Annotated in this window: 29 protein-coding genes; 23 read left to right on the top strand and 6 right to left on the bottom strand. The window is 42.6% G+C overall.

Features of this window, described 5'->3' with window-relative positions; translation table 11 throughout:
- Positions 1-36: 36 nt before the first annotated feature.
- The 13 genes from GKC25_RS15200 to GKC25_RS15140 all read left to right on the top strand — a co-directional run bounded on the left by GKC25_RS15200 (position 37) and on the right by GKC25_RS15140 (position 13,551).
- Entirely contained in the window at positions 37-1,230 is a 1,194-nt protein-coding gene (locus tag GKC25_RS15200; protein ID WP_066030356.1) for an ornithine--oxo-acid transaminase, read from the top strand.
- Positions 1,231-1,369: 139 nt separating this feature from the next.
- Positions 1,370-2,755, top strand: a complete 1,386-nt coding sequence (locus tag GKC25_RS15195) for an amino acid permease (RefSeq protein WP_060597718.1) — start codon at positions 1,370-1,372, stop codon at positions 2,753-2,755.
- A 314-nt stretch (positions 2,756-3,069) separates the two neighbouring features.
- Positions 3,070-4,107: a sugar-binding transcriptional regulator gene (locus tag GKC25_RS15190; protein ID WP_034660026.1), complete on the top strand. Its 1,038-nt coding sequence runs from the start codon at positions 3,070-3,072 to the stop codon at positions 4,105-4,107.
- A gap of 31 nt (positions 4,108-4,138) precedes the next feature.
- Positions 4,139-5,146 carry a type I glyceraldehyde-3-phosphate dehydrogenase gene (gap, locus tag GKC25_RS15185; RefSeq protein ID WP_012011304.1) on the top strand — a complete coding sequence of 336 codons (1,008 nt, stop codon included), beginning with the start codon at positions 4,139-4,141 and terminating at the stop codon, positions 5,144-5,146.
- A 213-nt stretch (positions 5,147-5,359) separates the two neighbouring features.
- Entirely contained in the window at positions 5,360-6,544 is a 1,185-nt protein-coding gene (locus GKC25_RS15180; protein WP_034660025.1) for a phosphoglycerate kinase, read from the top strand.
- Positions 6,545-6,574: 30 nt separating this feature from the next.
- Entirely contained in the window at positions 6,575-7,336 is a 762-nt protein-coding gene (gene tpiA, locus GKC25_RS15175; protein ID WP_034660024.1) for a triose-phosphate isomerase, read from the top strand.
- The gene (gpmI, locus tag GKC25_RS15170) at positions 7,329-8,864 is read left to right on the top strand and encodes a 2,3-bisphosphoglycerate-independent phosphoglycerate mutase (protein WP_095285774.1); all 1,536 of its coding nucleotides are present in this window, start codon (positions 7,329-7,331) and stop codon (positions 8,862-8,864) included. The genes tpiA and gpmI overlap by 8 nt, the downstream gene beginning before the upstream one ends.
- Positions 8,865-8,893: 29 nt before the next feature.
- Positions 8,894-10,186, top strand: a complete 1,293-nt coding sequence (eno, locus tag GKC25_RS15165) for a phosphopyruvate hydratase (RefSeq protein ID WP_003212752.1) — start codon at positions 8,894-8,896, stop codon at positions 10,184-10,186.
- 257 nt (positions 10,187-10,443) lie between these two features.
- The gene (locus GKC25_RS15160; protein ID WP_034660022.1) at positions 10,444-10,713 is read left to right on the top strand and encodes a hypothetical protein; all 270 of its coding nucleotides are present in this window, start codon (positions 10,444-10,446) and stop codon (positions 10,711-10,713) included.
- 58 nt (positions 10,714-10,771) lie between these two features.
- A complete protein-coding gene (locus tag GKC25_RS15155; protein ID WP_034660021.1) occupies positions 10,772-11,539 on the top strand; it encodes an ATP-binding cassette domain-containing protein in 768 nt (255 codons plus the stop codon).
- Positions 11,511-12,908 carry a hypothetical protein gene (locus tag GKC25_RS15150; protein WP_106038186.1) on the top strand — a complete coding sequence of 466 codons (1,398 nt, stop codon included), beginning with the start codon at positions 11,511-11,513 and terminating at the stop codon, positions 12,906-12,908. The genes GKC25_RS15155 and GKC25_RS15150 overlap by 29 nt, the downstream gene beginning before the upstream one ends.
- Positions 12,905-13,273 carry a hypothetical protein gene (locus GKC25_RS15145; RefSeq protein ID WP_106038187.1) on the top strand — a complete coding sequence of 123 codons (369 nt, stop codon included), beginning with the start codon at positions 12,905-12,907 and terminating at the stop codon, positions 13,271-13,273. Before GKC25_RS15150 ends, GKC25_RS15145 begins: the two co-directional genes overlap by 4 nt.
- Entirely contained in the window at positions 13,270-13,551 is a 282-nt protein-coding gene (locus GKC25_RS15140) for a hypothetical protein (RefSeq protein WP_034660018.1), read from the top strand. The genes GKC25_RS15145 and GKC25_RS15140 overlap by 4 nt, the downstream gene beginning before the upstream one ends.
- A 22-nt stretch (positions 13,552-13,573) precedes the next feature.
- Here the strand turns inward: GKC25_RS15140 and GKC25_RS15135 are convergent, their stop codons facing one another.
- On the bottom strand, positions 13,574-14,038 hold the full coding sequence (locus tag GKC25_RS15135) for a GNAT family N-acetyltransferase (RefSeq protein ID WP_080869547.1): 465 nt from the start codon (positions 14,036-14,038) through the stop codon (positions 13,574-13,576).
- A 49-nt stretch (positions 14,039-14,087) separates the two neighbouring features.
- Entirely contained in the window at positions 14,088-14,477 is a 390-nt protein-coding gene (locus tag GKC25_RS15130; RefSeq protein WP_223249907.1) for a hypothetical protein, read from the bottom strand.
- Between the two features lie 154 nt (positions 14,478-14,631).
- Here GKC25_RS15130 and GKC25_RS15125 point away from each other — a divergent pair, with 154 nt between their 5' ends.
- Entirely contained in the window at positions 14,632-15,264 is a 633-nt protein-coding gene (locus GKC25_RS15125; protein ID WP_106036509.1) for a MarC family protein, read from the top strand.
- Positions 15,265-15,320: 56 nt separating this feature from the next.
- Here the strand turns inward: GKC25_RS15125 and GKC25_RS15120 are convergent, their stop codons facing one another.
- Positions 15,321-15,857, bottom strand: coding sequence for a GbsR/MarR family transcriptional regulator (locus tag GKC25_RS15120; protein WP_034660700.1), 537 nt, complete (start codon positions 15,855-15,857; stop codon positions 15,321-15,323).
- A 269-nt stretch (positions 15,858-16,126) separates the two neighbouring features.
- Here GKC25_RS15120 and GKC25_RS15115 point away from each other — a divergent pair, with 269 nt between their 5' ends.
- From GKC25_RS15115 to GKC25_RS15100, 4 genes are read left to right on the top strand one after another with little or no spacing between them, the layout of a single operon-like run.
- Positions 16,127-17,275 carry a betaine/proline/choline family ABC transporter ATP-binding protein gene (locus tag GKC25_RS15115; RefSeq protein ID WP_034660016.1) on the top strand — a complete coding sequence of 383 codons (1,149 nt, stop codon included), beginning with the start codon at positions 16,127-16,129 and terminating at the stop codon, positions 17,273-17,275.
- Positions 17,276-17,288: 13 nt separating this feature from the next.
- Entirely contained in the window at positions 17,289-17,942 is a 654-nt protein-coding gene (locus GKC25_RS15110; RefSeq protein WP_003213477.1) for an ABC transporter permease, read from the top strand.
- A 13-nt stretch (positions 17,943-17,955) separates the two neighbouring features.
- Positions 17,956-18,873, top strand: coding sequence for an osmoprotectant ABC transporter substrate-binding protein (locus GKC25_RS15105; RefSeq protein WP_034660015.1), 918 nt, complete (start codon positions 17,956-17,958; stop codon positions 18,871-18,873).
- 21 nt (positions 18,874-18,894) lie between these two features.
- On the top strand, positions 18,895-19,584 hold the full coding sequence (locus tag GKC25_RS15100) for an ABC transporter permease (RefSeq protein ID WP_034660014.1): 690 nt from the start codon (positions 18,895-18,897) through the stop codon (positions 19,582-19,584).
- A gap of 81 nt (positions 19,585-19,665) precedes the next feature.
- Here the strand turns inward: GKC25_RS15100 and GKC25_RS15095 are convergent, their stop codons facing one another.
- From GKC25_RS15095 to GKC25_RS15085, 3 genes are all read right to left on the bottom strand, one after another.
- Entirely contained in the window at positions 19,666-19,986 is a 321-nt protein-coding gene (locus GKC25_RS15095) for a winged helix-turn-helix transcriptional regulator (RefSeq protein WP_034660013.1), read from the bottom strand.
- Between the two features lie 82 nt (positions 19,987-20,068).
- Positions 20,069-20,470 (bottom strand): helix-turn-helix domain-containing protein, encoded by a 402-nt coding sequence (locus tag GKC25_RS15090; RefSeq protein ID WP_106036510.1) that lies wholly within the window; start codon positions 20,468-20,470, stop codon positions 20,069-20,071.
- A 130-nt stretch (positions 20,471-20,600) separates the two neighbouring features.
- Positions 20,601-21,005: a helix-turn-helix domain-containing protein gene (locus GKC25_RS15085; RefSeq protein ID WP_034660010.1), complete on the bottom strand. Its 405-nt coding sequence runs from the start codon at positions 21,003-21,005 to the stop codon at positions 20,601-20,603.
- A 152-nt stretch (positions 21,006-21,157) separates the two neighbouring features.
- Here GKC25_RS15085 and GKC25_RS15080 point away from each other — a divergent pair, with 152 nt between their 5' ends.
- The 5 genes from GKC25_RS15080 (at position 21,158) to rnr (ending at position 25,361) form a co-directional block, all read left to right on the top strand.
- Positions 21,158-21,391, top strand: coding sequence for a helix-turn-helix domain-containing protein (locus tag GKC25_RS15080; RefSeq protein WP_024426059.1), 234 nt, complete (start codon positions 21,158-21,160; stop codon positions 21,389-21,391).
- Positions 21,392-21,417: 26 nt separating this feature from the next.
- A complete protein-coding gene (locus tag GKC25_RS15075) occupies positions 21,418-21,708 on the top strand; it encodes an AbrB/MazE/SpoVT family DNA-binding domain-containing protein (protein WP_003213714.1) in 291 nt (96 codons plus the stop codon).
- 186 nt (positions 21,709-21,894) lie between these two features.
- Entirely contained in the window at positions 21,895-22,128 is a 234-nt protein-coding gene (secG, locus tag GKC25_RS15070) for a preprotein translocase subunit SecG (protein ID WP_003212746.1), read from the top strand.
- A 124-nt stretch (positions 22,129-22,252) separates the two neighbouring features.
- Positions 22,253-22,999 (top strand): alpha/beta hydrolase, encoded by a 747-nt coding sequence (locus GKC25_RS15065; RefSeq protein ID WP_034660008.1) that lies wholly within the window; start codon positions 22,253-22,255, stop codon positions 22,997-22,999.
- A gap of 19 nt (positions 23,000-23,018) precedes the next feature.
- Positions 23,019-25,361 carry a ribonuclease R gene (gene rnr / locus GKC25_RS15060; RefSeq protein ID WP_095285776.1) on the top strand — a complete coding sequence of 781 codons (2,343 nt, stop codon included), beginning with the start codon at positions 23,019-23,021 and terminating at the stop codon, positions 25,359-25,361.
- Positions 25,362-25,438: the final 77 nt, after the last annotated feature.

Genomic DNA, 25,438 nt, shown 5'->3' with positions numbered 1-25,438 from the left:
TTGAAAGAAGCTACCTTACAGAAGGAGGAATAGATGATGACACAGACAAATGAATTGATTCAACAAACAGAACAATATGGAGCGGCAAACTATCATCCGCTGCCAATTGTGATTTCAGAGGCTGAGGGAGTGTGGGTGACAGACCCTGAAGGCAATCGATATATGGATATGCTCAGTGCGTATTCCGCAGTGAACCAAGGACATCGCCATCCCCGCATTATTGAAGCGCTCAAAAAACAGGCAGACCGTGTGACACTCACCTCGAGAGCTTTTCATAATGATCAGCTTGGTCCTTGGTATGAAAAAATTTGCAAACTGACGAATAAAGACATGGCACTGCCAATGAATACTGGTGCTGAGGCTGTAGAAACCGCTGTAAAAGCAGCAAGACGCTGGGGCTATGATGTTAAGGGAATCGAAGAGAATCGTGCAGAAATCATTGCGTGTGTTGGCAATTTCCATGGGAGAACGATGACGGCTGTGTCTCTTTCCTCTGAAGCAGAATACCAAAGAGGCTTCGGTCCAATGCTTCCCGGAATCAAACTGATTCCTTACGGAGATATTGAAGCGTTACGTGAAGCTATCACACCACAGACAGCGGCTTTCCTCATAGAACCGATTCAAGGAGAAGCGGGAATTGTCATGCCGCCAGAAGGCTTCTTGAAAGATGCCAAGGCGCTTTGTGAGAAAGAACATGTGCTGTTCATTGCGGATGAAATTCAAGTGGGGTTAGCACGAACAGGTAAGATGTTTGCGTGTGACTGGGAAGACATTGAGCCAGATATGCTGATCCTCGGGAAAGCTTTAGGCGGCGGCGTCTTTCCAATCTCGTGTGTCGTAGCAAACCGCGATATATTAGGCGTGTTTAACCCTGGTTCTCATGGGTCTACCTTCGGAGGAAATCCTCTTGCGTGTGCGGTGTCGCTTGCTGCACTGGATGTTTTAATCGACGAAAAGCTTGCAGCACGTTCCATGGAGCTTGGCGAATACTTCAAAGACAAACTATCACGCATTCAAAGCCCTGTGATTAAGGAAGTGCGCGGCCGCGGATTATTTATAGGAATGGAGCTGACAGAGGCAGCTAGACCTTATTGTGAAAAGCTGAAGCAAGCAGGATTGTTATGTAAAGAAACCCATGAGACAGTTATCCGTTTTGCACCGCCGCTGACCATTTCAAAAGAAGATTTAGACTGGGCAATTGGTCATATTGAAGCACTGTTTCAAGCCTAAATGCCAAAGGGGGAGGAACCTTCACTTTCTCCCTTTCTTTTTCAACGAACAGCGAATTTTGTCAAAGGATGATGAATAGAAGAAGGAAAGTGGGGAAGTGGATTTGAAGCAAGAACAGCATAATGAACTAGAGCGTTCCATGAAAAGCAGACATCTCTTTATGATTGCCTTAGGCGGCGTCATCGGTACGGGCCTTTTCCTTGGATCAGGATTGATTATCCATCAGGCAGGACCTGGCGGAGCCATTCTATCGTTTATCATTGGCGGACTGTTAATGTATTTGGTCATGCTGTGTCTTGGAGAATTAGCAGTGGCGATGCCGACAGCCGGGTCCTTTCAGGAGTATGCAACCAAATATATAGGTCCATCCACAGGCTTTATGATCGGCTGGCTGTATTGGTTTAGCTGGGCGTGTACGATTGGACTGGAGTTTACGTCAGCAGGCATATTGCTCCAAAGGTGGTTCCCAGATATCCCGGTTTGGCTCTGGTGCCTAGCATTTAGCGTGATATTATTTGCCGTGAATGCCATCTCAGCTCGCAGCTTCGCTGAAACAGAATTTTGGTTTTCAGCCATTAAGGTTGCAGCCATCCTATTGTTTATTATCATCGGAATTGGCGCAATTTTCGGAATGATTCATTTGAAAGGCGGAGAACCAGCCCCTTTATTTCGTCATTTGACGGATCATGGCGGACTATTTCCTAATGGTGTTTTTGCTATTTTATTAACCATGGTCACGGTCAATTTCTCCTTTCAAGGAACAGAACTTGTAGGGATTGCAGCAGGTGAGAGTGAAAGCCCTGAAAAAACATTGCCTCGATCGATACGGAATATTATTTGGAGAACGATGGTCTTTTTCGTTTTATCAATTGCGGTTCTTGCCGCGCTTCTTCCATGGCAGACAGCAGGCACTGTTGACAGTCCGTTTGTGGTCGTGCTGGACAAGGTCGGCATCCCATATGCTGCAGATATCATGAATTTTATTATCATCACAGCTGTCTTATCTGTAGCAAACTCTGGATTATATGCATCATCACGTATGCTTTGGTCGCTTTCAAAGGACGGGAAAGGACCTGGCTTTACGAAAAAGCTGTCCAAGCGTAAAATCCCGATCAATGCATTATTGGTGACAATGGGTGTATCCGCTTTATCCCTGCTCACAAGTGTTGTGGCACCAAAAACGGTGTATGTGTGGCTCATTTCGATTTCCGGAATGGTTCTAGTTGTGGTGTGGATGTCCATTTGTTTGTCTCAGTATTTCTTTAGAAAACAATTCATAAAAGCGGGTGGAGATGTAAAGGATCTCGTCTTCCGTACACCGCTCTATCCATTTGTGCCATTGGCAGGCTTCATCGCATTTGGCATCGTTCTCATCAGCCTATTCTTTATTGAGGATCAGCGGATTGGCCTTTATTGCGGCGTTCCGTTCATGGCTGTCTGCTACATCATTTATTATTTCAAAATCAAACCGAAGGAAGAGGCAAAGCGTTTCGCCGAAGAGGAAGGAACCATCCCAAAAACATAAAAGACCAACTATATCAACAAAATGTGCATGCGGATCTCACACGCATGCACATTTTCAATGGTGAATTCATTGAATATAGAAGAAAATAAATATTTTGAAAAGAAATATCATAGCAAGAACCTTGATGACAAGCAGGTTATCGGTGAAAATGTGTCTATTTTTTGTCTAAATGTGTTTGTAAGAGTTGAAAATGCAAGATTATCCTGTTAAAATAATTAAAGAAAGCAGGGATTGATTTTTTTTGGCTGTGGCGGGACGTTTTTTGTCACAGTGGGACGTTTTTAGTCCAACGTGAAAAGAAAGGGTCGTTAGCCATGAATCGTTTATTGGAAGCTCAAAAAAAATTATTGCCAGATCTTCTCATCGTTATGCAAAAACGCTACGACATTTTGCAATACATCAGGTTAGCTGAACCAATCGGCCGCAGAAGCCTTGCGACGAGCCTAGGTCTCAGTGAGCGCATCTTAAGAGCTGAAGTTCAGTTTCTAAAAGAACAAAACCTGCTGGATGTCAAAACGAGCGGCATGATGCTGACGAATGAAGGCCACGCTTTGCTTGAAATGCTTGAAGGAATGATGAAGGACGTTTTAGGTTTAACCTTTTTGGAAAATACATTAAAGAGGAAGTTAGGCCTAGAAGAAGTCATCATCGTTTCTGGTGACAGTGACGAATCCCCGTGGGTGAAGCAAGAAATGGGAAGAGCTGCTGTCCAATGTATGAAAAAAAGGTTTACTGGAAATAATATCGTCGCCGTCACTGGCGGAACGACGATGGAAGCCGTTGCCGAAATGATGACCCCTGATGCCAAAAACAGAGACATGATGTTTGTCCCTGCGAGAGGCGGTCTTGGGGAGAATGTAAAAAATCAGGCAAACACCATTTGTGCCCACATGGCTGAAAAAGCTTCCGGTACTTACAAACTGCTGTTTGTTCCAGGGCAGCTGTCAGAAGGTGCTTACTCTTCTATTATTGAAGAGCCGTCAGTCAAAGAAGTGCTTCACACGATTAAATCATCCACGATGCTCATTCATGGGATCGGTGAAGCAAAAACAATGGCGATGAGACGAAATACACCAGCTGAAGATTTAAAAAAGATTGATGAGCATGACGCAGTGACAGAGGCCTTTGGCTATTACTTTAATCGTGATGGTGAGGTCGTCCACAAAGTGCACTCCGTCGGCATGCAGCTAGATGATTTAGAAAGCATTCCACACATCATTGCTGTTGCAGGTGGATCATCAAAGGCAGGGGCCATTGAAGCTTATTTCAAAAAACCCCGCCGAACGGTTCTCGTCACAGACGAAGGAGCCGCAAAAGAGTTATTAAGGGAGTCAATTGATCCCTCAATATAAAACATTGTTACCTATAAAAGGAGGAAACATCATGGCAGTAAAAGTCGGTATTAACGGATTTGGACGTATTGGACGTAACGTATTTCGTGCAGCATTAAACAATCCTGAAGTTGAGGTAGTAGCGGTTAACGATCTAACAGACGCTAACATGCTTGCACACCTTTTACAATATGACTCTGTTCACGGAAAACTAGATGCAGAGGTTTCTGTAGACGGTACAAACTTAGTAGTGAACGGTAAAACAATCGAAGTATCAGCTGAGCGTGACCCTGCGAAATTAAGCTGGGGTAAACAAGGCGTAGAAATCGTTGTTGAATCTACTGGATTCTTCACAAAACGTGCAGACGCTGCAAAACACTTAGAAGCTGGCGCTAAAAAAGTCATCATCTCTGCTCCTGCTAACGAAGAAGATATCACAATCGTTATGGGTGTAAACGAAGACAAATACGATGCAGCTAGCCACGATGTCATCTCTAATGCATCTTGTACAACAAACTGCTTAGCTCCATTTGCAAAAGTACTTAACGATAAATTTGGTATCAAACGCGGTATGATGACAACTGTTCACTCATACACAAATGACCAACAAATTCTTGATCTTCCGCACAAAGACTACCGTCGTGCTCGTGCAGCTGCGGAAAACATCATCCCAACTTCTACAGGTGCTGCGAAAGCTGTTTCACTTGTATTGCCTGAACTTAAAGGTAAATTAAACGGTGGCGCTATGCGTGTTCCAACACCTAACGTTTCTTTAGTTGACCTTGTGGCTGAATTAAACCAAGATGTAACAGCTGAAGATGTAAATGCAGCACTTAAAGAAGCAGCTGAAGGAGAACTTAATGGAATCCTTGGCTACAGCGAAGAGCCATTAGTATCTGGTGACTACAATGGTAATGCAAACTCTTCAACAATCGATGCTCTTTCTACAATGGTGATGGAAGGCAGCATGGTGAAAGTCATTTCTTGGTACGATAACGAGAGTGGATATTCTCACCGCGTTGTTGACCTTGCAGCTTACATTGCAAAACAAGGTCTTTAATTTGTCACACTGAAGGAACTCACTTGGTTCTTTCCTAGAGACACGATATAATGAAGACGGACAAGGGAAGGGGAAGCATCCCTTTCCCTTTTTCTCTGTTTTTATCCGTTCTGCACGATTTCTCGTTTTGATGAGGGCAAAATGGGAAAAGGATAAAGAGAGACTTGTCCAATGCGTAAGGAAACCAGAATAAAGGAGGATCTCCTGACGAGCATGAATAAGAAATCAGTAAAAGACATTGACGTAAAAGGTAAAGTTGTGTTCTGCCGCGTAGATTTTAACGTTCCAATGAAAGACGGAGAAGTGACGGATGATACTCGTATTCGCGCAGCATTACCAACGATTGAGTATTTAACAGGACAAGGCGCAAAGGTACTGCTAGCTAGTCATTTGGGTCGTCCGAAGGGTCAAGTTACTGAAGAATTGCGTCTGACACCTGTAGCAAAACGTCTGCAAGAGCTTCTTGGACAAGAAGTGAAAAAAGCGGATGAAGCTTACGGTGACAACGTGAAAAAGCAAATCTCTGACTTAAAAGAAGGAGATGTGCTAGTGCTTGAAAACGTTCGTTTCTATCCTGGTGAAGAAAAGAACGATCCTGAACTATCAAAAGCATTTGCTGATTTAGCCGATGTGTATGTCAATGATGCGTTCGGTGCTGCACACCGTGCACATGCATCCACTGCTGGTATTGCAGCATATCTTCCGGCTGTTTCGGGCTTCCTCATGCAAAAAGAGCTTGAGGTTCTAGGAAAAGCCATTTCAAACCCTGATCGCCCATTTACAGCGATTATTGGTGGCGCAAAAGTAAAGGATAAAATCGGTGTGATTGAAAGTCTTCTTGATAAAGTGGACAACCTCATCATCGGCGGCGGACTTGCTTACACATTTGTGAAAGCACTAGGCCACGAAGTAGGAAAATCTTTATTAGAAGAAGACAAAGTCGATTTAGCGAAATCCTTTATGGACCGTGCAAAAGAAAAAGGCGTGAACTTCCTGATTCCAACAGATGTTCTGGTAGCCGACGACTTTTCAAATGATGCGAATACAAGCATTGTGCCAATCTCTGAAATTCCAAGTGATCTAGAAGCACTTGATATTGGAACAGAGACAAGAGAGAAGTACGCTGATGTTATTAAAAACAGCAAACTTGTTGTTTGGAACGGACCAATGGGTGTATTTGAAATCGACGCATTCGCTAAAGGAACAAAAGCAATCGCAGAAGCACTGGCAGAAGCAAAAGATACATATTCTGTCATTGGCGGTGGAGATTCAGCAGCAGCTGTTGAGAAATTTGGTCTTGCTGATCAGATGAGCCATATTTCTACAGGCGGCGGCGCTTCACTTGAATTTATGGAAGGCAAAGAGCTTCCAGGTGTTACTGCATTAAACGATAAATAAGACCAAAACTGCTATAAGGAAGTGTCAATCATGAGAAAACCAATTATAGCTGGGAACTGGAAAATGAACAAAACACTTGGCGAAGCAGTTAGCTTCGTTGAAGAAGTCAAGTCATCCATTCCATCTCCTGACAAAGTGGAAGCAATTGTCTGTGCGCCAGCACTTTTCCTTGAAAAGCTAAACAGCCTTTCTAACGGAACAGACCTTAAAATTGGTGCACAAAACATGCACTTTGAAGAAAATGGTGCATTCACTGGTGAAATCAGCCCTGCTGCGCTAAAAGATCTTGGCATCGGCTACTCAGTGATCGGTCATTCAGAGCGCCGTGAATTCTTCGCTGAAACAGATGAAACAGTGAACAAAAAAGCACATGCTGCATTCAAGCATGGCATCGTTCCAATTATCTGCGTAGGTGAAACGCTTGAAGAGCGTGAAGCTGGCAAAACAAATGAACTTGTCGCTGATCAAGTGAAGAAAGCACTAGCTGGTTTAACGACTCAACAAGTCGCTGAATCTGTCATTGCATATGAGCCAATCTGGGCGATCGGTACAGGGAAATCTTCTACAGCGAAAGATGCAAACGACGTTTGCGCGCATATCCGTCAAACCGTTGCAAGCGAATATGGTCAAGAAGCGGCAGACAGCCTTCGCATTCAATATGGCGGAAGCGTGAAGCCGGCGAATATTAAAGAATATATGGCAGAATCCGATATTGACGGTGCTTTGGTAGGCGGCGCAAGCTTAGAACCTCAGTCTTTCGTTCAATTATTGGAGGAAGGTCAATATGAGTAAGAAACCAGCTGCATTAATCATCTTAGATGGATTCGGTTTAAGAGGCGAAACAGTCGGTAACGCTGTTGCCCAAGCAAAGAAACCGAACTTCGACCGCTACTGGAATGAATTCCCGCATCAAACCTTAACGGCTTCAGGTGAGGCAGTAGGCCTCCCGCAAGGTCAAATGGGGAACTCTGAAGTTGGGCATTTGAACATCGGTGCAGGACGCATTGTGTATCAAAGCTTAACAAGAGTTAATGTTGCCATTCGTGAAGGGGAATTTGAGAAAAACGAAACGTTCCTAGAGGCAATGACTTATGCAAAAGAGAACGACAAGGCCCTTCATTTATTCGGTCTCTTGTCAGACGGCGGTGTGCACAGCCACATCCAGCATCTCTTTGCCCTGCTGAAGCTGGCGAAAAAAGAAGGCTTAACAAAGGTATACATTCATGGCTTCTTAGACGGACGTGATGTTGGTCAAAAGACAGCCAAAGTGTACTTAAAACAGCTTGAAGAACAAATCAAAGAAATCGGTGTCGGAGAAGTGGCAACACTTTCTGGACGCTATTACTCAATGGACCGTGACAAACGCTGGGATCGTGTGGAGAAAGCATATCGCGCGATGGCGTATGGTGAAGGCCCAAGTTATCAAAACATTTATGATGTCGTTGATGACTCCTATGAAAATGGAATCTACGATGAATTCGTTATTCCATCTGTCATCACGAGAGAAAATGGTGAGCCAGTTGCAAAAGTAAACGACGGAGACTCTGTGATTTTCTATAACTTCCGTCCAGACCGTGCGATCCAAATTTCGAACACCTTCACAAATGAAGATTTCCGCTCATTTGATCGCGGGGAAGCACATCCGAAGGATTTACACTTCGTCTGCTTTACACACTTCAGTGAAACGGTTGATGGCTATGTTGCCTTCAAACCAGTGAATTTGGATAACACAGTAGGAGAAGTGCTAGCGCAAAATGGATTGAAACAGCTGCGGATTGCTGAAACAGAGAAATATCCTCATGTGACGTTCTTTATGAGCGGTGGACGTGAAGAAGAATTTCCTGGTGAAGACCGCATCTTGATCAATTCGCCAGATGTGGCAACCTATGACCTCAAGCCAGAAATGAGCGCTTATGAGGTAAAGGATGCACTTGTTGCAGACATCAATGCTGACAAGCATGATGCGATCATCCTGAACTTTGCTAACCCGGATATGGTTGGTCATTCAGGTATGCTCGAGCCAACAATCAAAGCCATTGAAGCAGTAGATGAGTGCTTAGGAGCTGTTGTCGACGCAATCCTAGCAAAAGGCGGACATGCCATCATCACGGCAGACCACGGTAACGCAGACGTGCTGATTACCGAAGAAGGAAAGCCGCATACTGCACATACGACAAACCCTGTTCCAGTCATCGTAACGAAAAAAGATGCAACGCTTAGAGAAGGCGGCATTCTAGCCGATCTATCTCCAACGCTTTTAGACTTACTTGGTCTTGAAAAACCAAAAGAGATGACAGGAACATCATTGATTCAGAAATAACAAATTGATTCAAAAGGAGAGAAATAACGATGCCATACATTGTTGACGTATATGCACGCGAAGTATTAGACTCTCGCGGTAACCCAACAGTTGAAGTAGAAGTTTACACAGAATCTGGCGGCTTTGGCCGTGCATTAGTACCAAGTGGTGCTTCTACTGGTGAATATGAAGCAGTAGAACTACGTGACGGAGACAAAGACCGTTACCTTGGAAAAGGTGTTCTGACAGCTGTAAACAACGTAAATGAAATCATTGCACCAGAACTTTTAGGCTTTGATGTAACAGAACAAGTAGCGATTGACAAAATGTTAATCGAACTTGATGGAACAGAAAACAAAGGGAAATTAGGCGCAAACGCAATCCTTGGCGTATCTATCGCTGTAGCACGTGCGGCTGCTGATTTCTTACAAATTCCACTTTACCAATACCTTGGTGGATTCAACTCCAAAACGCTTCCAGTGCCAATGATGAACATCGTCAACGGCGGAGAGCATGCGGATAACAACGTAGACATTCAAGAATTCATGATTATGCCTGTAGGTGCACCGAACTTCCGTGAAGCACTTCGCATGGGCGCACAAATCTTCCATAGCCTGAAATCTGTATTAAGTGCAAAAGGCTTAAACACAGCTGTAGGTGACGAAGGCGGATTCGCTCCAAACCTTGGTTCTAACGAAGAAGCACTTCAAACAATCGTAGAAGCGATTGAAAAAGCTGGTTTCAAACCAGGTGAAGAAGTGAAACTTGCAATGGATGCTGCATCTTCTGAGTTCTACAACAAAGAAGACGGTAAATATCATTTATCAGGCGAAGGTGTTGTGAAAACATCTGCTGAAATGGTTGACTGGTATGAAGATATGGTATCGAAATACCCTATCATCTCTATCGAAGACGGCCTTGATGAAAACGACTGGGAAGGTCACAAACTATTAACTGAACGCCTTGGCAGCAAGGTTCAGCTAGTAGGAGATGACTTATTCGTTACAAACACGAAGAAGCTTTCTGAAGGTATTAAAAATGGTGTCGGTAACTCTATCCTGATCAAAGTAAACCAAATCGGTACATTAACTGAAACATTTGATGCAATCGAAATGGCAAAACGTGCAGGATACACAGCAGTCATCTCTCACCGCTCTGGTGAAACAGAAGACAGCACAATTGCAGACATCGCTGTTGCAACAAACGCTGGACAAATCAAAACAGGTGCTCCGTCTCGTACGGACCGTGTGGCGAAATACAACCAATTACTTCGCATCGAAGATCAATTGGCTGAAACAGCACAATATCACGGCATTGCAACATTCTATAACTTGAATAAATAATGCCAGCTACTCGCTGCGTCCCGCTCTTTCATGAGAGCGGGACGCAGCGTTTTTTTTTGTTGAGCGAAATCCGATAGCTAATTCATTTGTCTTATCCTATTTTTGTAAAAAATCCTCCTTCAGTTAGAGAAGAAGTCAAAATCCCCTCCATTTATAAGCACTAAATCATGAAAAATCGACTAAAAATATGATCTGAAATGAACTTATGCTTTCTGTAAGGGGGTGGTATCATTTTACATATATTAGGGGGTGATGAGATGCTGAATCCTTTTAGCCTTCGTTTTCCAGTAGGTGTGTATATGTATGTCCTTCACCTATTGGCGGCATATGATGAAAGGAAGCAACGAATTCTGACTTCTAAGAATGTACAGAAAAACGCATTTTGGATTTATGTCCTTGCCGCTATATTGGGCATTATTTCACTTGGAGCATTGATTTGGGCATGTAAGACCTTTGGAAAGGGCTCCAAATTTTTAGGAGAGTTCAAATTATTAGGCATGTACGTTAAAATCCAATGCGGGTTCTAACAGGGATGAGAACAGATGAAAGGTCATCTGTTCCATCTGAAACAAACGGAGGGATATGATGCTGACATTACAATTACAAGAAAAAACGTATAGCCGCACCTTCTCTCTCCGCAATATTCAAATGAACGTGGAGAAAGGCCGGACGATGCTTCTTTTAGGGCATAATGGTGCAGGAAAGACAACGATGATCCAAGCCATGTTTGGGCTGACGCCATTTACTGGGTACGTTTCCTTACATGGCGAACAGCTGAACCTTCAATCCTCAGCTCATATTTCCCTTTTGAAAAAACATGTTTCCTATATTCCTGACGATCATGCGTTGTTCGATTATTTAACACCGAGGGAATACTTTCAATTACTTCAGCTGCCAAATGAGCAAGATGTCACACGAGAAGAGACATTCACCGATTTGTTTGAGCTGAGTCCATATATGGATCAGCCAATCGCTCAGCTGTCCCATGGCAATCAAAAGAAAACACAGATCATTTCGCAGCTCCTCAGACCATGTGATTATTATGTGTTCGACGAGCCAACAAACGGACTTGATCCAGATATGATGATCATCTTAAAAAAGGTGCTCATGAAGCTGAGAGATCAAGGCGCTGGCATTCTTATATCAACTCATCATTTGAGCTTTGGTGATACATTATATGACCATCTCATGATCTTAAGAAATGGTGACGTCAAGCTGAATATGTCCCGCCAAGAAACGACTCAGACATTTCCTCATCAGGCACTTGAAGAGATTTATAAAGAAGTGAATCGAGATTACTATATGCAGGTGGAGAGGTTACTCAATGATTTGGACACGACACGTTCTTCATAAACTAGAATGGGGCATGCTGACAACGAAAGGAAAACAGCTTGGAAAAAAATATCCTTTACAGCTTCTCGCAGCTGCCGTTTTTCTCTTACTGATCTATGCGATATACGTCGTCATTAGCCTGCGCTTTTTCATGCAGGCAGGTGAAAACGAGCCAGCTGCGCTATACCTCCAATTTGTCAAAATGTCGCTCTTACTATTAGGGGCAGGTATTGTGTTATCCCGCAATAAATTGAAGCGCCAAGAATATCAATTCTACTTTTTAAACAGTGCGATTCAGAGTGTGCCATTTATCCTTTGCGTGTATTTCTTTCCAGTGCTCTTTTGCTTCCTCATGGCTGGACTGCTTTTTTTACCGATTGTATTAGGTCTTTTGATCACGGGTGTCACCCCATCTCTGTATTGGATCATCGTTGTTTGCATCACTTGCTGCATATTGGCGCTGTATACGCTCGCTTCTTGGATGCTGCTGCGGATCGGTGTGAGCCATTTCGTATCAAAAACAAAAGAGCATTTGCTGCTTCAAACGATCGGCTTTGGGGCGCTTCATGTACTAATATTTCTCCTTTTTCAAAAAGCGGTGGAGATGATCCATGTATGGCCGGCTGTCTATCTGTTGTTACTTGTCATCATCCTAAGCGCTGGATGGCTATGGGTGAAGGGTTTAGCAGCTTGCTATGTTCATCAGATGTTTTTGCAGCTGAAAACAGAGGTGAAGTCGTTTTCCTACCAGAAAATCAGAACGCACTCTTCCTTTCTGACACATCTGCGGCAGGAATTGGTCTATTTCAGCCGATCAGCTGTTTTTAAAGAGCAAGGCATTTTGTTTCTCTTTCTCATTTGTTTGACGGTGGGGCTGCCATTTGTTTTTACACCGGCAGAAACTGGCTGGCTGTATGCCTTTATTGTGCAGTTTGCGTTAAAGGAAATATTGATCATGCTTCCGCTGATGATTGGCAGGGAATATCATATCAATCAAAGGGCCATCTTTATGTTAAATACATCAAAGGGCGCTTATTTAATGTCGAGAATGTTATTTTATTACACCATTAATCTGCTGACATATTTTGTGTATATTGGGCTTGCCTATTTGGTGATCGGTATTGAAAGTGAAGGTCATGGATTGGCGAGTTTGTCCATTTTATTGATTACCGCCATGGCGGCCTGTACAGGGTTTGTCGTGAAAATCAGTGATTTTAATAAGCTGTTTGTGATCGTGTTGATGATTGCTGTATTCAGCTTTATCGATATGCTTTTATTAGAATGGCTTTCATCTGATGTGTCTCTTCTCGCCACCGCTTATCTGCTTGGTTCACTTGCCTTTTTCAGTTGTATATATGCTGCGATGTTAAAAAGGCCTGTATTGCGATGATGGGGCTTGTCATTAGTTTACTAGCGGTTGTACTAATTCACGAACTCGGTCATATGCTGATGATCATGGTGTGTAACAAACTCGAAAAAAGGCAGCTCTTTGATTTTGTGGTAACGATTGATTGGAAGCATGTGGCGATCGTCCATGAGACATTTGACCGGCCGAGCTTTAATCTGATGGTGGCACTTGCGGGTCCGCTGTTTCCGGTGCTCTGCTCGAGTGTGCTTTTTTTGATGTGGAAGCATCCGGTGAGTCATCAGCTGCTGTTTTTTTCTTTACTGAACACTGTGATGCTGCATCCAGCTTGCCCAGACGGGAAAAATATCACAGCCAGTTTAAAAGAGATGAAGGAGAGAAAAAGATGATCAAAGTATTTCATTCGTTTTCTAGCGGCTTAACACTTGCGATGCTGTATATATTTGCTGTGTTTATGACCCCTGTCTTTTTAATGCTGCTAGAAGTCAATCATGTTGAATCAAGTCCGACACTGTTTGGCATGCCATTTTATATCATGAAAATTGAAGAGTATCAATTCAGCTCAGAGGCGACGCTTTTTGGATGCGTTGTCTGCTTTTTAGCTGGCGCTGTGCTCTACTTTTTCATTCAATATGTGATTCAAGCTGTGAAAAAGCGAAGAGCATAAAAAAAGCAGGCTGAGCAAATAGTCAGTCTGCTTGAAAAGTGAGAGACAGCCGTACCATATCCATACATTGAATCCCGTTTTCATAAATCGGTTCATCATAATGCTTAAGGAAGAAATTGCGATCGATCGAAGTCAGGCGGAAGCCGCATTTTTGATAAAGTGCGAGCTGCTGAATACTCGAGTTGCCTGTGCCGATTTCAATCGTATGGAAACCAGCGGCTTTCGCTTCAGCGATCGCATGGCGGATCAGCTGCTTCCCAATTCCCCTTCCTTGCCATGACTCCTTCACAGCAACATTCATGATTTCGACTGTATGCTGAGATAGCGATGATAGAACATAAACACCAATCACATCCTCTTCATGAAAGGCGGCATAACAAGAGCCGGATTGCACATAAGCGAGAACCTTTTCCTTTGAAGGGTCAGCTAATAGTAAAAGATCCATAGGGAGAGATTGATCACGAGACAATGGCCGAATTTGTATCACATTTTTTCATCCTTTCTATTCTTTCATATACCCTTGTTTCACGCCCCAATCATATTGGTCCTGTACCCACCTGAGAGGGAGGGTGATGAGTGACATTCGGGTCTTTTTTGTCAGTTGGTTTTCTTGTAGCCTGTGCGGTCTGCTTATTCGCTTGAGCAGCAGTTTTTGCTGCTGCCAGCTCTTTTTGAAGCTGGTCGACTTTCACCTCAAGCGCTTTACGCTGTTTGACCTCTTTTTCATAGGCTTTCTTTTCTTTTTTGAGATTTTTTGTGACGGTGGCTATTTGCTTTTTTTGTTCATCGTTTTCATGTTTCATATCCGTTTGATCTGATTTTAACTGGGAAAGCTGCTGATCGTTCGTTCTGCTTTCTTGCTGATGTTTTTCTTTTGCTGCTTTGTTAGTCTGCTGCCAAACAATCCAGCCAGCTGCGCCTAACACCGCAACAGACAGAAGAATGATCGTAATGGTTTTTTCAAGTGTGAACCCCTTTCTTTAAACCTCTATTACCATCGGTTAAAGATAAACAGGTTTTAACATCAAAGGGAATATTCACATCAGATTGGCAGACACTATGAAAAAAGGAGGGTGTCTGTTGATTGCCTTTATGATTCATGTTGTAGTCTCATTATTTGCTGTATCAAACCCCATTGGAAACGTGCCTCTTTTCATCACCTTAACAGAAGGCTATACAGAGAAAGAACGCGCTCAGACAGCCAAAAAAGCCATCGTGGTCTCTTTCATTATTTTGATTGCCTTTCTATTGGCAGGCAGGCTCATATTCAAATTGTTTGGGATCGATATTCATGCACTCCGCATCGCCGGAGGTATTTTTATTTTTGGTATCGCTTACAATTTGCTGAATGCAAAAGAATCACACGTCCAAAATCCTCATTCGGAGGAAAAGGCAGAAAGCAAAGAGAAGGCAGATATCTCCGTTACGCCGCTGGCAATCCCGATCATCGCTGGGCCCGGTACAATCGCTACAGTAATGAGTTTAACCCCGGGAAGTCAAGGGATGCTCCACATGTTTTCGATTCTAATCGGCATTATCATTGTTCTTGCCATGACGTATTATGCCTTTCATTATTCCAGTTTCATTATGCGGAAAATGGGGAAAACAGAGATGAATGTTGTGACGCGTTTGATGGGATTAATTCTTGCTGTAGTGGCAGTTGAGATGATCGGCGCAGGCTTAAAAGGGATGTTTCCGATGTTTATGTCATAAGTGTATATAAAAAAGCTGTTTTTTTTCTACAATGATGTAAAATAAAACAGCTTTTTTTAAGGTTTCGGCACATGCTTAAATACTTCTTCACTTTCAAAGAATTCAATTAAGCGGCTAATCCAATCATAGTAATCAAGACTTTCCTTGATTTCTGAAAGAAGCAGATTGATTTTATCCTCTGTTTCTTCAGGTAAGTCGTCCTGTTCAAGCAGCTCTTGCAATTCCTTGCACGTTTTCTTATGTGCTTTACGGTTTTTGCTGACAACTCGGGACCAATTGGCTGCAAACAATGAAATAAACGTTTGGTATTGATCTTGCTCAACTTCATAAAGATCTTTACGTATTCCTTTTTCATAAACCTTTTCCGCAATATTCAAATCGAGCATTTCTCGAACGACTTGACTCATCCTCGTTTTGCTCATGCCGGTCGCCTCTGATAGCTCTTCCAGCGTCATTGGTTTACGGTTCATGTGAATGATACCAAGCACTCTACCCACTGTAGAAGAAAGACCAAAGGCATTCATGTTCTCCGCAGCTTTTTCAATATAATGATCCTGTGCTTTTTGAATGGCGCCTAACGCTTGCTTGTCCACTCCCCGCTTCATCCCTTCACGACTGACAATTTGTAACACAATATATCATATACCTGTTTGTTGATGAAAACAATAAATATTGAGTAATTGCTAGTAATTTGAAGGAAAAAGGAGAGATCTCTAGATATTACAGCGTTAACTGAAAATTTTATATAAATCTTATGCAATACAAACACATCATAAACTTTTTATTTTATAAAGTTTGCACTATAATGAATAAGGTGTAAATTTTCTGAATATAAAGATCCAACTAATTGGAGGTGTCTCATTTGCTGAAACTAGAGAATGTATCTAAGACGTATAAAGGCGGAAAAAAAGCTGTCAAAAATATTGATTTAGAAATAGCAAAAGGAGAATTTATTTGTTTTATTGGACCGAGTGGCTGTGGTAAGACAACAACCATGAAGATGATCAACCGACTCATTGAACCTTCCTCAGGAAACATTTTCATCGAGGGAGAAAATATTATGAAAAAAGATCCAGTTCAATTAAGAAGAGAAATCGGTTATGTGATTCAGCAAATTGGACTGTTCCCCCATATGACCATCGCGCAAAACATCTCACTTGTGCCGAAGCTCTTAAAATGGCCGGAAGAAAAACGGAAGGAACGAGCTCGCGAACTGCTGAAGCTCGTCGACATGGGCCCGGAATTTTTAGAGCGCTATCCTCATGAACTCAGTGGAGGACAGCAGCAGCGCATCGGAGTTCTTCGCGCACTGGCAGCAGAACCCCCTCTGATCCTCATGGATGAACCATTTGGTGCACTTGATCCAATTACACGAGATACATTGCAGGAAGAATTTAAGAAACTGCAAAAAACGTTAAATAAAACCATCGTATTCGTCACACATGACATGGATGAAGCCATTAAACTCGCTGACCGAATTGTGATTTTAAAAGATGGGGAGATTGTCCAAGTAGGCACACCTGAAGATATTTTGCGTAACCCAGCCAACGAGTTCGTAGAAGAATTCATCGGAAAAGAGCGCCTGCTTCAATCAAATCCGAATATGGAACGTGTAGAACAAATGATGAACACGTCACCAGTCACCATTACAGTCGAACAAACGTTGACTGATGCTATCTACATCATGAGAGAAAAGCGTGTCGATTCTTTGCTTGTAGTAGATGAACATCATGTGCTAAAAGGCTATATCGATATTGAAACAATCGATGCGAACCGCAGAAAAGCGGCTTTCGTTGGTGAGATCTTAAATACAGAGTTCTATACTGTACAAGAAGGCGCACTTCTAAGAGACACCGTTCGGAAAATCTTAATACGCGGTATTAAATATGTACCGGTTGTGGATGCCAAAGGGCATTTAAAAGGCATTGTAACACGGGCAAGTCTTGTAGATGTTGTGTACGACTCTATTTGGGGAGACGATACGCCGGCGTCTGCCATTGAAATGAACTAAGGGAGGTGGACACATGGATCAAATCATCGATTTTCTAGAGAAAAATGGTGGGGAACTCCTCACAAAAATGTGGGAGCATTTATATATTTCCTTAATTGCCGTCGTGCTAGGAATTATCGTTGCCGTTCCTTTAGGCGTCGTTCTCACACGAATGAAACGAGGCGCAGGTTTTGTCATCGGTGTCGTGAATATCTTTCAAACACTCCCTAGTTTAGCGATTCTTGCATTTTTTATTCCTATTTTGGGGGTGGGGAAAATACCTGCAATCGTTGCGCTCTTTTTCTATTCGGTATTGCCTATTTTGAGAAATACGTATGCCGGCGTCCAAGGTGTAAACAAAAACTTGCTTGAATCCGGTAAAGGGATCGGTATGACCACATGGGAGCAAATTCGTCTTGTTGAGCTCCCGCTTGCTGTACCGATCATTATGGCAGGCGTCCGAACGTCAACGATTTATTTAATCGGCTGGACAACACTTGCTGCTTTTATCGGTGGGGGAGGTCTTGGTGACTACATTTTAATTGGACTTCAGTTATATCAGCCGGAATACATTATTGCGGGTGCCATCCCAGTCACTATTTTAGCGGTCATCATTGACTTTACATTGATGAAGCTGGAGAAAAAAGTAACACCAGAAGGCTTAAAAGGATTGAAGGAAGTTTCATAAGGAGTTGGCTTATGTGAAGAATCGAAAAACAAGATGGATCAGTGCACTGCTTGCCGGATGCTTGCTATTGATAAGCGGCTGTTCACTTCCTGGACTAGCCGGCTCCTCAGGCAATACGCTGCGAATTGGAGCACAAAACTTTACCGAATCAGAAATTATGGCCTACATGGTTAGCGATATCATCGAACATTACACAGATAAAAAGACAACCATTGTGAAAAACCTAGGCTCTAATACCGTACAGCAGAAAGCAATGGAAAACGGAGATATCGACATTTCTGCCACAAGGTATACAGGGACAGATTTGACAAGTACGCTTGGAATGGATGCGGAAAAAGACCCGGAGCGTGCGATGGAGATCGTCCAAAAAGAATTTAAGAAACGCTATGATTACAAATGGTTTGATTCCTATGGCTTTGATAATACGTATGCCTTTGCCGTGACGCAAAAGATGGCGAAGGAAAACAAGTTAGAAACCGTCTCTGACTTGAAAAAGAATGCGAAAAATTACCGGTTCGGTGTCGATAATATTTGGCTCAAAAAGAAAGGCGACGGTTACGAAGGATTCGTGAAAACATACGGAATTGAATTTGGAAGCACGTATCCAATGCAGATTGGTTTAGTCTATGATGCATTAAAAAATGAAAAAATGGATATTGTGCTTGCCTATTCAACAGATGGACGAATTAAAGCCTATGACCTCAAAATTTTAAAAGATGATAAGCGGTTTTTCCCGCCATATGATGCATCGCCAGTTGTCCCGGAAAAAGTCCTAAAAGAGAACCCAGGGCTTGATAAGGTGATCAACAGGCTGATCGGAAAAATCGATACAGAGCAAATGCAAGAGCTTAACTATCAAGTCGACGGGGAGCTTCAAGAACCAGCCACCGTTGCGAAAAATTTCCTAAAAAAGCACAATTACTTTGAGTAAGATGGGGAGGTGTCACGGCTGATGGACACACTGCAGCAATTATGGACGTATTATCAGCAGAACGGTTCATATGTGTTAGAAGAATTTTATCGGCATTTTCTCATGTCAGCGTATGGGGTGCTGTTTGCGGCGATTGTCGGAATTCCAGTAGGCATCTTTGTGGCGCATTACCGTAAGCTGAGCAATTGGATCTTCGCCATTACCAATGTTATACAAACCATACCGGCGTTAGCGATGCTTTCCGTGCTGATGCTTGTATTAGGACTTGGCGCAAATACAGTCATCTTATCACTCTTTTTGTATTCGCTTCTGCCGATCATCCGCAACACGTATACAGGGATTGTCAGCATTGAACATGCTTATTTAGAATCGGGTAAAGCGATGGGCATGACGAAATGGCAAGTGCTGAGAATGGTTGAATTACCGCTTGCTTTATCGGTCATTATGGCTGGTTTAAGAACCGCCCTTGTCATCGCCATCGGCATTACAGCGATTGGGACATTTGTTGGTGCGGGAGGTCTAGGTGATATCATCATCAGAGGATCAAACGCCACAAACGGAACAGCCATCATTTTAGCAGGTGCTATTCCAACTGCGCTCATGGCCATTATCGCTGACCTAGTCATGGGCTGGCTCGAACGCTATTTAAGCCCAACGAACAAGAAAAAAGAAAGAAAAGCATTAGCTGCAAAAAACATCACATCTGCTTAAGCGGTTAAAAAGACAAAACCTCCCTTACATCTGTAAGGGAGGTTGTTTTATGATGATCAGGCGGGTTCACATGCAGGTATTTTATGATTCAAGCGTGATCCATTCAGAGGACCACTTCGAAATTTCCTCAAAAACGGGTGCAAGGGAACGCCCCATATCAGTTAAAGAATACTCAATGCGCACGGGTGTTTCAGCAAAAACCTCCCGTTTTACAATGCCTGCTGCTTCCAGCTCTTTTAATCTCTCAGATAATACTCTTCCGCTTAAATTTGTCAGAGCGGCCTCAATTTCACTAAAGCGCTGCGGACCTGAGAGAAGCTGAAAAACAATCAGTGCGACCCAGCGTTTACTCAATAACTCAACTGCTTTTTCAAACCGCGGGCACATGTCAGATTGATTCATCTTTCTTCACTCCAATCTGAACTCATTATACCGTAAATCTGTCATAAATCAGCTCGAAAAGCTTGTCAATGCTCAAAACATTCTATGATGACGAACGGCTGTTTAACATAAATAACAGATAGCGGTTAAGATCCTCTATTTCTTTTTTCGAAAGAGTTGACCAAATATCTCCATCAAATATTTCGAGATCACCAAGTTCATATTGCGCTGCAGCTTCCTTTATTTTGGATAATGCTATTTCCTCTTCCTTCAACTGATGGACAGAAGAGGCTTCCTCAATATAGCCCGCAGCCTGCATCATTTCCTCATAAGGGACCTTTAATGCACCGGCTAGTTTTTTAATCGTAGGAGGCTTTGGAATACCGCGTTTCCCGTTTTCAATACGAGAAATACCAGCAGCGCTGACCTCTGAATACATCGCTAATTGGTTCACTGACAGCTTCTTTTCCTCACGTAATGCTCTTAAATATGCACCAAAGTTCATCAAGGCAAAACCTCACATGGTTATAGATTAGATATGTCTATTTTACCTGATTTGTTGACTATTGGCAACAAGTATACCATGAAAATATTGACATTAGTTAATAGTGGATGTACATTAGGTTTATGCCCCGCTATTTGTTCGCCTTTTTTTGGTTGATGAGCGTGAGAAAGTATTCATTCAGCTGGCTGATGTCTTGTGCGGAGAGCCTTTCCCATTTGTCCCCATCAAAAATGGGAAGATGTTCTACATCCTTTTGAAGCGCCGTTTGATAGATTTTCAACATGGATTCATATTTTGGTTTCATTTCATGAACTTGCTCCTGTTCAATATGACCGGCAAGCAGCATTAAATCCTCATAAGGCACCTTCAAGGCATGTGCTAATTTTTTGATAGTCAAAGGTTTTGGCACACCGCGCTTTCCATTTTCAATACGAGAAATTCCAGCAGCGCTTACACCTGAATACATGGCGAGTTGATTGACAGACATTTTTCTATTTTCTCTTAAAATGCGTAATTGTTCACCAAAGTGATTCATGACATCGAACCTCACATTTCAGTATATGACTTATTTTAGTATGATCATTGACCAAAGGAAATAGCAGAGGGGTAAAAGTGTTGACTTAAGTTAATGGTCTGTTTCAAGTGAGCACCTGCACGTTGTACATATTGATTCCATAGGAGGTTGTAATGATGGTCGAAAAGATTCAGATCAGGCGGGCTTTTGTCATGCAGTATATGATCGAAAACGATATGTCTTTAAATCAGCTCGCTGATGAAATTGGCATTTCTCCTGCCACACTCAGCAGGGTATTAAATGGTCATCGGAAACCAGGCCAGCTTGTCATTGGCAAAATGATTCATTACTTTGATAAAAAATTTGAAGATCTATTTTACTATGAAGATATTGACAAAAGTCAATGAATGAAATTATCAAGGAGGCAATGTCGTTGAAAAGAACTGGGATGGTCAGACATATTGATTCACTAGGCAGAATTGTTCTGCCTTCAGAAATGCGCAAGGTACTCAATATTAAAGAAGAGCAGCTGTTAGAAATTTTCATTGAAGATCAAACCATTATGCTAAAAAAATATGATGCAGATAAGAGCTGCCTGTTAACTGGACAAGTGACGAAGTACAACAAAAGCTATGGAAATGGGAAAGTGATGCTGAGTCCTGAAGGAGCTGAACGTTTGTTAGTAGAATTAAAACAGCTATTGAAAGAAGAAGCAACCCGTTAAAAACGTGTTTTTAACCGAAAATTGCATATAAAAAATGCTGCATACTACTCTTTGGAATGAAATTGAATCAAAATAACGAATAAAGTCGACAATATAGAGGGAATCTTTATTTTGATGTTTCGTGACATGCACCTTGTTTTCATGTAAAATAAAGTTATGTGTACCAGTTTGTCTGGAGGTGTTTTCATGCACGCATTTGTTATCACATTACTCGTAATTGTCAGTATCGCACTTATCATCGTTGTATTGTTACAATCAAGTAAAAGTGCTGGACTGTCAGGCGCTATTTCAGGTGGAGCCGAGCAGCTTTTCGGTAAGCAAAAAGCGAGAGGCCTTGACTTGATACTTCACCGATTAACGGTTATTTTGTCAGTGCTTTTCTTCATCTTAACACTTGCATTGGCATATCTAGGCGTGTAAGGCGCGAGTAACAGAAGGTCTGATCTTTTTTCAGACCTTTTTTTATTATCAGCACTCTTTTGTGTTTGTTTCATACATACAAGTGGAAAATATAAACCATATCAGAAGGAAAGGAAGTCACATCATGAAAGTTGTTACACCGAAACCATTTACGTTTAAAGGTGGAGAAAAGGCGGTGCTTCTTCTTCACGGTTTTACTGGGAATACAGCCGATGTTCGAATGCTAGGCCGTTATTTGAACGAAAGAGGGTATACATGCCATGCACCTCAATATAAAGGCCACGGTGTGCCGCCAGAAGAGCTTGTCCAATCTGGCCCGGCTGACTGGTGGAAAGATGTAGAAGAGGGCTATCAATTCTTAAAAGATGAAGGCTATGAGGAAATTGCGGTTTGCGGACTATCCCTCGGAGGAGTTTTTTCATTGAAATTAGGTTACACTGTACCTGTAAAGGGAATTGTACCTATGTGTGCACCTATGTACATAAAAAGTGAAGAAGTCATGTACCAGGGTGTACTAGAATATGCCCGTAACTATAAGAAATTCGAGGGTAAGTCAGAGGAGCAGATTGAACAGGAAATGGAAGAGTTCAAGAAAACGCCAATGGGTACACTGAGGAGCCTGCAAGAACTGATTGCAGATGTCAGAAACAATGTCGACATGATTTATTCACCTACTTTTGTTGTTCAGGCACGTCATGATCATATGATTAATACAGACAGTGCGAATATCATTTATAACGAAGTAGAGACAGATCAAAAGCATTTGAAATGGTATGAAGAATCAGGCCATGTGATCACGCTTGATAAAGAGCGCGAGAAGGTTCATCAGGATGTATATGCATTCTTAGAATCACTTAATTGGTCAATTTAAATATATAGGGGGTTAGAGTGTGCAAAAAGAAGAATTTATGGATGAATTACTCGCTTTTATGAAAGATGAAGCTTATAAACCGTTAACCGTTCAAGAGCTGGAAGTGATGATGGAGATTACCAATCCTGATGATTATAAAGAGCTCGTCAAAGCACTTGTGATGCTGGAAGATCAAGGACTCATCGTTCGCACGCGCAGCGATCGCTACGGTGTACCAGAAAAAATGAACTTGGTAAAAGGAAAGCTGTCTGCTCATGCAAAAGGCTTTGCATTTGTGACACCAGAAGAGTTTGGACAGGATGATATTTTCATTCCGCCTAATGAGCTAGGCACAGCGATGAATGGTGATACGGTCATGGTTCGTGTCAGCCACAAATCAAACGGCACAAAAAAAGAAGGAACTGTCATCCGAATTCTGGAGCGTAATACTCAGACGGTTGTCGGTACCTACACAGAAACGAAAAGCTTTGGCTTTGTCATTCCTGATGATAAAAAAATCACAACCGATATCTTCATCCCGAAATCCGCTAAAAATGGAGCGGTCGAAGGGCATAAAGTGGTCGTGACGCTGACAAGCTACCCAGAAGGAAGAATGAGTGCAGAGGGCGAAGTGACTGAAATCCTCGGTCATAAAAATGACCCTGGCATTGATATTTTATCGATCATTCATAAACACGGCCTGCCAGGTGAGTTCCCAGAAGAAGCGCTTCAGCAGGCAGTAGACACACCTGAAACGATTGATCAAAAAGACCTGGAAGGCAGACGTGACTTGCGCAACGAAACGATTGTAACAATTGACGGAGCAGATGCGAAGGACTTAGATGATGCCGTTACGGTGCAAAAGCTGGATGATGGCAAATATAAGCTAGGGGTGCATATTGCAGATGTCTCTCATTATGTCACAGAGAACTCCCCGATTGATCAGGAAGCTTATGAGCGTGGAACGAGTGTGTATCTCGTAGACCGCGTCATTCCGATGATCCCGCACCGCCTGTCAAACGGTATTTGCTCATTGAATCCGAAGGTCGATCGTCTCACCCTGTCTTGTGAAATGGTCATCGATCGAAATGGGAAGGTCGTCAAACATGAGATTTTCCAAAGTGTGATCAAAACGACGGAAAGAATGACCTATTCTGATGTGAATAAGATTTTAGTCGACCAAGACGAAGAGCTTTTAGACAAATATGAGCCGCTTGTGCCAATGTTCCAAGAGATGGAGAAGCTTGCAGAGATTCTTCGCGACAAACGAATGGAGCGCGGGGCAGTAGACTTTGACTTCAAGGAAGCAAAAGTGCTTGTAGATGATGAAGGAGCGGCGAAAGACGTTGTCGTTCGTGAGCGATCTGTCGCAGAGAAATTAATTGAAGAATTCATGCTTGTTGCAAACGAAACGGTTGCAGAGCATTTTCACTGGTTGAATGTACCTTTCATATATCGAATTCACGAAGAACCAAATCCTGAGAAGCTTCAGCGCTTTTTAGAGTTCGTGACAACGTTTGGTTACATTGTGAAAGGAACGTCGACAAACATCCACCCGCGTGCACTTCAAAGTGTACTTGATGCTGTGAGGGATCAACCAGAAGAAGTTGTGATACAAACCGTGATGCTTCGTTCGATGAAACAGGCGAAGTATGATCCAGAAAGCATCGGCCATTTTGGGTTATCAACGGAATTCTATACGCACTTTACATCACCGATCCGCCGTTATCCGGATTTAATCGTGCATAGACTGATCAGAACCTATTTGATTCAGAAAAAGACAGACGAAGCAACCTTAGAAAAGTGGGGCCAGCTGCTGCCTGAAATTGCAGATCATGCGTCTACTATGGAGCGCCGTTCAGTCGATGCAGAGCGTGAAACAGATGACCTCAAGAAGGCAGAATTTATGCTTGATAAAATCGGTGAAGAGTTTGATGGCATGATTAGTTCCGTGACGAACTTTGGGCTATTTGTTGAACTGCCGAATACAATTGAAGGTCTTGTCCATGTCAGCTACATGACAGACGACTATTATCGTTTTGATGAACAGCATTTTGCCATGATCGGTGAGCGCACAGGAAATGTATATCGCATCGGTGACGAAATCACTGTCAAAGTGGTTAGTGTTAATAAAGATGAGCACTCCATTGATTTTGAAATCGTTGGCATGAAAGGCACCCGCCGTAAATCGCCAAAAGATTTTAAGTTCAAAAAACGGACAGATTCACCAGCGAAAAAAGGACGCGGAGGTCAAAATGCCTCTGGGGATAAACCAAAGGAAGATAAAGGCGGAAGTGACTGGTTCACAGGCAGTAAGAAGAAAAAAAAGAAAAAACGCGTATTTGATAACGCGCCAAAACAAAAGCGCAAAAAGAAAAAGTAACGTGCCAAAAAGCAAATAGGGCGTCACGCTCTATTTGCTTTTTGACCATATGGCGTGAGCATTGTCGAAAGCTGGAT

It is taken from the genome of Bacillus pumilus, from assembly GCF_038738535.1.
Classification (GTDB): Bacteria; Bacillota; Bacilli; order Bacillales; family Bacillaceae; genus Bacillus.
Note: the sequence above shows the minus strand (reverse complement) of the source record. Positions and strands in the feature narration are given on the sequence as shown.

What these genes read in the sequence shown, in the direction of transcription:
- GKC25_RS15160 (WP_034660022.1), top strand. Translation starts at nt 10,444, where the DNA reads ATGCTGAATCCTTTTAGCCTTCGTTTTCCAGTAGGTGTGTATATGTAT.
- GKC25_RS15080 (WP_024426059.1), top strand. Translation starts at nt 21,158, where the DNA reads ATGATGGTCGAAAAGATTCAGATCAGGCGGGCTTTTGTCATGCAGTAT.
- GKC25_RS15195 (WP_060597718.1), top strand. Translation starts at nt 1,370, where the DNA reads ATGAAAAGCAGACATCTCTTTATGATTGCCTTAGGCGGCGTCATCGGT.
- GKC25_RS15085 (WP_034660010.1), bottom strand. Translation starts at nt 21,005, where the DNA reads ATGAATCACTTTGGTGAACAATTACGCATTTTAAGAGAAAATAGAAAA.
- GKC25_RS15190 (WP_034660026.1), top strand. Translation starts at nt 3,070, where the DNA reads ATGAATCGTTTATTGGAAGCTCAAAAAAAATTATTGCCAGATCTTCTC.
- gap (WP_012011304.1), top strand. Translation starts at nt 4,139, where the DNA reads ATGGCAGTAAAAGTCGGTATTAACGGATTTGGACGTATTGGACGTAAC.
- gpmI (WP_095285774.1), top strand. Translation starts at nt 7,329, where the DNA reads ATGAGTAAGAAACCAGCTGCATTAATCATCTTAGATGGATTCGGTTTA.
- secG (WP_003212746.1), top strand. Translation starts at nt 21,895, where the DNA reads ATGCACGCATTTGTTATCACATTACTCGTAATTGTCAGTATCGCACTT.
- GKC25_RS15155 (WP_034660021.1), top strand. Translation starts at nt 10,772, where the DNA reads ATGCTGACATTACAATTACAAGAAAAAACGTATAGCCGCACCTTCTCT.
- GKC25_RS15065 (WP_034660008.1), top strand. Translation starts at nt 22,253, where the DNA reads ATGAAAGTTGTTACACCGAAACCATTTACGTTTAAAGGTGGAGAAAAG.
- GKC25_RS15150 (WP_106038186.1), top strand. Translation starts at nt 11,511, where the DNA reads ATGATTTGGACACGACACGTTCTTCATAAACTAGAATGGGGCATGCTG.
- GKC25_RS15090 (WP_106036510.1), bottom strand. Translation starts at nt 20,470, where the DNA reads ATGAACTTTGGTGCATATTTAAGAGCATTACGTGAGGAAAAGAAGCTG.
- GKC25_RS15100 (WP_034660014.1), top strand. Translation starts at nt 18,895, where the DNA reads ATGGACACACTGCAGCAATTATGGACGTATTATCAGCAGAACGGTTCA.
- GKC25_RS15145 (WP_106038187.1), top strand. Translation starts at nt 12,905, where the DNA reads ATGATGGGGCTTGTCATTAGTTTACTAGCGGTTGTACTAATTCACGAA.
- GKC25_RS15110 (WP_003213477.1), top strand. Translation starts at nt 17,289, where the DNA reads ATGGATCAAATCATCGATTTTCTAGAGAAAAATGGTGGGGAACTCCTC.
- GKC25_RS15200 (WP_066030356.1), top strand. Translation starts at nt 37, where the DNA reads ATGACACAGACAAATGAATTGATTCAACAAACAGAACAATATGGAGCG.
- eno (WP_003212752.1), top strand. Translation starts at nt 8,894, where the DNA reads ATGCCATACATTGTTGACGTATATGCACGCGAAGTATTAGACTCTCGC.
- tpiA (WP_034660024.1), top strand. Translation starts at nt 6,575, where the DNA reads ATGAGAAAACCAATTATAGCTGGGAACTGGAAAATGAACAAAACACTT.
- GKC25_RS15095 (WP_034660013.1), bottom strand. Translation starts at nt 19,986, where the DNA reads ATGAATCAATCTGACATGTGCCCGCGGTTTGAAAAAGCAGTTGAGTTA.
- GKC25_RS15140 (WP_034660018.1), top strand. Translation starts at nt 13,270, where the DNA reads ATGATCAAAGTATTTCATTCGTTTTCTAGCGGCTTAACACTTGCGATG.
- GKC25_RS15180 (WP_034660025.1), top strand. Translation starts at nt 5,360, where the DNA reads ATGAATAAGAAATCAGTAAAAGACATTGACGTAAAAGGTAAAGTTGTG.